Here is a 5,625-nt window from a genome sequence, read left to right as displayed (position 1 = left end):
ATACCGGTCGGGCCGTAGTTGGCCAGGTTGCTGCGCACCGCGAAGTTGCCCGGTGACTGGAACAGCGGCAGGCTGAAGCCGATGTCCCAGATCATCTCGTCGAGCTCGTTGCCCAGGGTGCGGGCCTCGGCCGGATCGAGCTCGGAGAGCGTCTCCTCGATCTTCGCGTCGATCTGCGGGCTGCCGATTCTGCCGTAGTTGCTCTCGCCGTTGGAGGCGTAGATCTGGGTCAGGCCGCCCAACGGGAACGCGTCGCCGCCCCAGGCGAACAGGGCGATGTCGAAGTTACCCGGCGTGATGTAGTCGCTGAACAAGCTGCCGCCGGCGACGGCGTTCAACTGCAGCTCGACACCGATCTGGGCCAGGTTGTTCTGCGCGATCTGGGCGATCGACCGGTTGCTCTGCGCATCGTAGAAGACGTTGCGGATGGTGAGCCGGCGGCCGTCCTTCTCACGGAACTGGCCGTCGCCGCCGAGTGTCCAGCCGAGCGCATCCAGATCACGCTTGGCGGCCTCCGGGTCGAATGCGATGGCGTTGTCCTGGTAGCCCTCCTGACCGGCCACGTAGATGTGGTTGTTCAGCGGAACCGGGTTGTCGACGAGGCCGCGCTGGACGATCGACGCGATGGCCTGGCGGTCGATGCCTTTGGCGATCGCCGTCCGAAGGGCCGGATCGGCCAGGATCGAGCCCTCGGCGCCGTTGAAGGTCATGTGTGCCCACGTCGGTGCGGGCGCGCGTCGCACCGATACACCCTGGGTGCGGCGCGCGATCGTCAGATCGTCCATCGTCCCCAGCCCGACCGCGTCCAGGGCGTTGTTCTGCAGGGCGGGGATCTTGGCCGCGTCGTCGAGCACGGTGTAGGTGATCGAGTCCAGAACCGGCGGGGTGCCCCACCACTTCGGGTTGCGGCTCAACACGATCCGCTGGACGCCGCGGTCGGCCGAGGTGATCATGAACGGCCCGGCCGACGGGCCCGGACCGTCCAGGAAGCCAGTATTGAATGCTTCCGGATTCTCGGTCACCTCTTTGGGATAGAGCATCCCGTTGCCGGCGAACATGCCCCGCCAGTCGGCGTAATGCTTGGCGAACGTGATGACAGCCTGCCGGTCGTCGACGCCCTTGGTCACCGATGCGACGCGTTCGCTGCCGTTGGGGGCGGCGAACAGATACGCCGGGTCCTTGCCGCTGGTGGCGTTGATCTGGGCGGCGAAGTCCTCCCAGGTGATGGGCCGGTTGTTCGTCCAGACCGCCTTCGGGTTGATCGTGTACGTGACGACCTGGGGGTCCGTGCTGGTCAGCTCGACGCTGGTGAAGAAGTCGCTGTTGACCGACATCTCCCCGTCGGGCCTGATGAAAAAGGCCCGCGGCAGCGTGGGCTTGTACATCGCGCCGACCTCACCGAGGTTGCCGTCGATGTGCAGGTTGTTGAAGTTCGATGGGAAACCCGTCAGTGAGAGCCGCAGATTGCCGCCCTGCTGCAGTGTCGAAGGATCCTGTGGGTTGATGTCGGCGGTCGCGCCGAGCTCGGCGTCACCGCCGGCGGAAGGAACGTCGTTGTCCGGGCTGGAGCAGCCGGTCAGGACCAGCACCGCCGCCGTGCCGACGCCGAGCAGACGCAGAATCGCACGTGACAAGGGCGTTCGATGCGATTTTGCGACTGCTCGGGAAGTTCGGTAGGTCATGCCCACCGACTTTATCCGTGATCCGCGGGCGGCCGCGGCACCGCAGCCAGCAACCGGCGTGTGTACTCGTGTCGGGGGTGGGTGAAAACCTGCTCACCGTCACCCTGCTCGACGATCACGCCCTTGTGCATCACCGCCACCCGATGGGCGAGGTGTTTGACCACCGACAGGTCGTGGGAGACGAACAGGTAGGCCAGCCCGAGGCGGTCCTGCAGATCGAGCAGCAGGTTGATGATGCCGGCCTGGATGGACACGTCCAGGGCCGACACTGGTTCGTCGAGCGCCAGGATCTTCGGTTGTAATGCCAGCGCCCGGGCGATACCGATGCGCTGCTTCTGGCCGCCCGAGAATTCTGCCGGGTACCTGCCGGCGTCCTCTCGGCGCAACCCGACCTCGGTGAGCAGTCCGGCGACCCGGTCATCGATTGTGTTCTTGTCGAAGCCGTTGGCCCGTAACGGTTCTGACAGCACATCGAACACCGGCAGTCGGGGGTCCAGGGACGCGACCGGATCCTGGAACACCACCTGGAGGTCACCCCGCAACGCTTTGCGGGAGCGTCTGTCCAGCGTGGCGACATCGGCGCCGAGCACCTCGATGGTTCCGCCCTGGGGCGCGGTGAGATCCAGGATCTGATGCAGTGTCGTCGACTTGCCCGAGCCCGATTCCCCGACGATGCCCAGGGTGCGACCCTGCTGCAACTCGAACCCGATGCCGTCGACGGCGCGCACTTCGCCGATTCGGCGGCGCAGCACCACTCCTTTGGTCAACGTGTAGGTCTTGACCAGATCGCGAACGCGCAGTACGACTGATTCGCCCGCCGCCGGGCCGGTCGCCGGCTGCGGCGCGGTGGACACGCCGTAGATCTCGGCGGCACTGCGGCCGGCCACTTCCTCACTGCGGATGCAGGCGACCTGGTGATCGGCGCCGACCGTCTCCAGTTCCGGTTCCTGCGCTTGGCAGGCGTCGACCGCGAGCGGACACCGCGGGGTGAACGGGCAGCCCGCAGGCAGCGCCGCCAGCGACGGGGGAGCGCCGGGGATCGGCACCAGACGGGCCCCCTGGCTCGCGTCCAGGCGCGGTACCGAGCCGAGCAGGCCGGCGGTGTAGGGCATCCGGCGGCTGCGGTACAAATCGGCCACCGGAGCCGTCTCCACCGCCCGGCCCGCGTACATCACCAGGGCGCGGTCGGCGAACTCCGCGACGACACCGAGATCGTGGGTGATGATCAGGACGCCGGCGCCGGTGACGTCGCGGGCCGTACGCAGCACGTCGAGGATCTGCGCCTGCACCGTCACGTCCAGCGCGGTGGTGGGTTCGTCACAGATCAGCAGGTCAGGGTCGTTGGCTATCGCGATCGCGATGACGACGCGCTGACGTTCCCCGCCGGACAGTTCGTGCGGGAACGCGCGAGCCCGCCGCTGCGGCTGGGCGATCCCGACCAGTTCCAGCAGCTCCACGGCGCGGGTGCGTGCTGCCCGGCCGCGGACGTCGCGGTGGTGAATCTGGATCGCCTCGGAGATCTGGTCGCCGACGCTATACACCGGCGTCAGCGCCGACATCGGGTCCTGGAAGACGGTGCCGATCTTGCGGCCCCGAATGCGGGACATCTGCTGGTCGGACAGGCCCAGCAGTTCCTCGCCGTGCAATTGCACCGAACCCGACACCTCGGCGTAAGGGGGGAGCAGGCCGATGACGGCCATCGCGCCCGCCGACTTCCCCGCGCCGGATTCGCCGACGAGTGCGACGACTTCGCCGGATTCGACGTGGTAGTCCAGACCGCGCACCGCGGCCACGTGCTCGGAGTCGGTGGCGAAGCCGACCGTCAGGCCTCGTACCTCGAGAAGGGTCATGGGCGGCGCTCCGCCTTCTGTGCGCGGCGCCTGCTGCGGCTCGGGGCGGGGCGCGCGCCTGGGTCCAGGGCGTCGCGCAGCCCGTCGCCGACGAGGTTGGCGCACAACACGATCGCCACCAGCATCCCGGCGGGGAACAGGAACACCCACGGGAACGTCGTCACCGACCGGGTGCCTTCGGCGATCAGGGTTCCCAGCGACACGTCCGGAGGTTGCACCCCGAAGCCGAGGAAGCTCAGCCCGGTCTCCGCCAGGATGGCCAGCCCGACGTTCAACGCGGTGTCGATGATCAGGATGGACGCCACGTTGGGCAGGATGTGACGGACGATGATGCGCCAGTGGCTGACGCCCATATATCTTGCAGCGACTACGAATTCGCGCTCCCGCAAGCTCATCGTCATACCCCGCACCATCCTGGAACTGATCATCCAGCTGAACACCGCGAGCAACACGATGAGCCAGAGGACGGTGCCGGAGTCTCTGATCCGGGGTGTGACGATCGCGATCAGGATGAAGCTCGGGACGACCAGCAGCAGGTCGACGAGCCACATCAACGACCGGTCTCGCCAGCCGCCGAAATACCCGGCGACCGCCCCGACCGTCGCCGCGATGATCGTCGAGATGAACGCCACGCAGACACCGATCAGCAGCGATTTCTGCATGCCCCGCAGAGTCTGCGCGAGCAGGTCCTGGCCCAGGGCGTTCGTGCCGAACCAGTGGTCGGTGGTCGGTGGCTGTTGCAGGGCGTAGTAGTCCAGCTCGTTGTAGGAATAGGGCAGCAGCGGGGGCAGCGCGTAACAGCCCACGAACAGCAGGCACAGCACCGCCAGCGACACCACGGCCGCTCGGTTGCGCAGGAAGCGTCGCAGCACCAGGGTGCGCCGGGAGACGAACTGGTATTCGGCCGATGATTCGCTCACGACGCACGCACCCTCGGGTCGAGCGCGGCGTAGATGACGTCGGAGAGCAGCCCCGCCAGCAGGATCGTCGCCCCGGAGAAGACCGTGATCGCGGCGATGATGTTGGTGTCCTGGGAGGCGATGCCCTGTACCACCCATTCACCCATGCCGTGCCACCCGAAGATCTTCTCGACGAACACCGCCCCGGTGACCAGGGCGCTGACGCCGTAGGCGAACAGCGTCGCCATCGGGATGAGTGCGGTGCGCAGGCCGTGCTTGAACAGCGCCCGTCGCCGGGTCAGCCCCTTGGCCCGCGCGGTGCGGATGAAGTCCTGTCCGAGCACGTCGAGCATCGCGTTGCGCTGGTAGCGGCTGAACCCGGCGATCGACGCCAGCGCCAGCGTGAAGGTGGGTAGGACCAGATGCTGCAGCCGGTCGACGAACTGATTCCAGGCGCCCCCCACCGCGTCCGGGGACGTCTCCCCGGTGTACTCGAACAGCTGTATCCCGAGGGTCGAGTTCACCTTCAGCGCGCCGAGGATCAGCAGGTTGGCCACCACGAAGGTCGGGGTGCTCAGGATCAGCAGCGACGCCACGGTGACGGCCCGGTCGGACAGCCCGTACTGGCGGACCGCGCCCCACGCGCCGGCGACGACGCCGACGACGGTGCCCACCACCGAACCGATGACGACCAACCGCAGGCTCACCCCGATGCGTCGCCACAGCTCCTCGGTGACCGGCTGACCGGTGACCGTGGTCCCGAAATCCCCCCGCACCGCCCCCGACACCCAGTTCGCGTAGCGGACGGGAATCGGTTCGTCGAGGTCCAGTTCGGCCGCCTTGGCGTCGATGACGGCCTGCGGCGGTCGCGGGTTGCGTTCCAGCAGGCTGTCGAGCGGTTCGAACGTCAGCGAGGTCAGGGTGAACGTGAGGAACGACGCGATGCCCAGCAGCACGATGTAGTTGAGCAGCCGACGCGCGAGGAAGCGGGTCATGCGGTGGGTCCGCCGCTGGGCTGCATTCGGACAGGTTAGGAGAAATGTGTTGACACAGCCCGTTCAGGTGTCCTCGGCGTGGCTGATCGGCGCCGAACGCAGGGCGATGTTCACAGCCTGCGCATAGCAGCGGCACAGAGTTCGCATAGCCCCCGGGCACATAATGGGTCAGTGGCCGACACGCCTGTCTCCGACGCCG

4 protein-coding genes are annotated in these 5,625 nt (G+C 67.3%); all 4 read right to left on the bottom strand.

Going from position 1 to position 5,625, the window contains the following annotated elements; genetic code table 11:
* A partial coding sequence (oppA, locus tag WA944_RS19280) for an oligopeptide ABC transporter substrate-binding protein OppA (protein ID WP_526647239.1) occupies positions 1-1,682 on the bottom strand: 1,682 nt, incomplete at its 3' end.
* Positions 1,683-1,693: 11 nt separating this feature from the next.
* Complete coding sequence (gene oppD / locus WA944_RS19275) at positions 1,694-3,532, bottom strand: oligopeptide ABC transporter ATP-binding protein OppD (protein ID WP_526647238.1); 1,839 nt, start codon at positions 3,530-3,532, stop codon at positions 1,694-1,696.
* Positions 3,529-4,452 carry an oligopeptide ABC transporter permease OppC gene (gene oppC, locus WA944_RS19270; protein WP_526371164.1) on the bottom strand — a complete coding sequence of 308 codons (924 nt, stop codon included), beginning with the start codon at positions 4,450-4,452 and terminating at the stop codon, positions 3,529-3,531. The genes oppD and oppC overlap by 4 nt, the downstream gene beginning before the upstream one ends.
* Positions 4,449-5,426: an oligopeptide ABC transporter permease OppB gene (oppB, locus tag WA944_RS19265; RefSeq protein ID WP_526371162.1), complete on the bottom strand. Its 978-nt coding sequence runs from the start codon at positions 5,424-5,426 to the stop codon at positions 4,449-4,451. Before oppB ends, oppC begins: the two co-directional genes overlap by 4 nt.
* Positions 5,427-5,625: the final 199 nt, after the last annotated feature.

Source organism: Mycobacterium sp. (assembly GCF_049683355.1).
In the GTDB taxonomy this organism is placed as follows: domain Bacteria; phylum Actinomycetota; class Actinomycetes; order Mycobacteriales; family Mycobacteriaceae; genus Mycobacterium.
The sequence above is the reverse complement of the archived record's forward strand: the minus strand, read 5'-3'. Positions and strand labels throughout refer to the sequence as shown.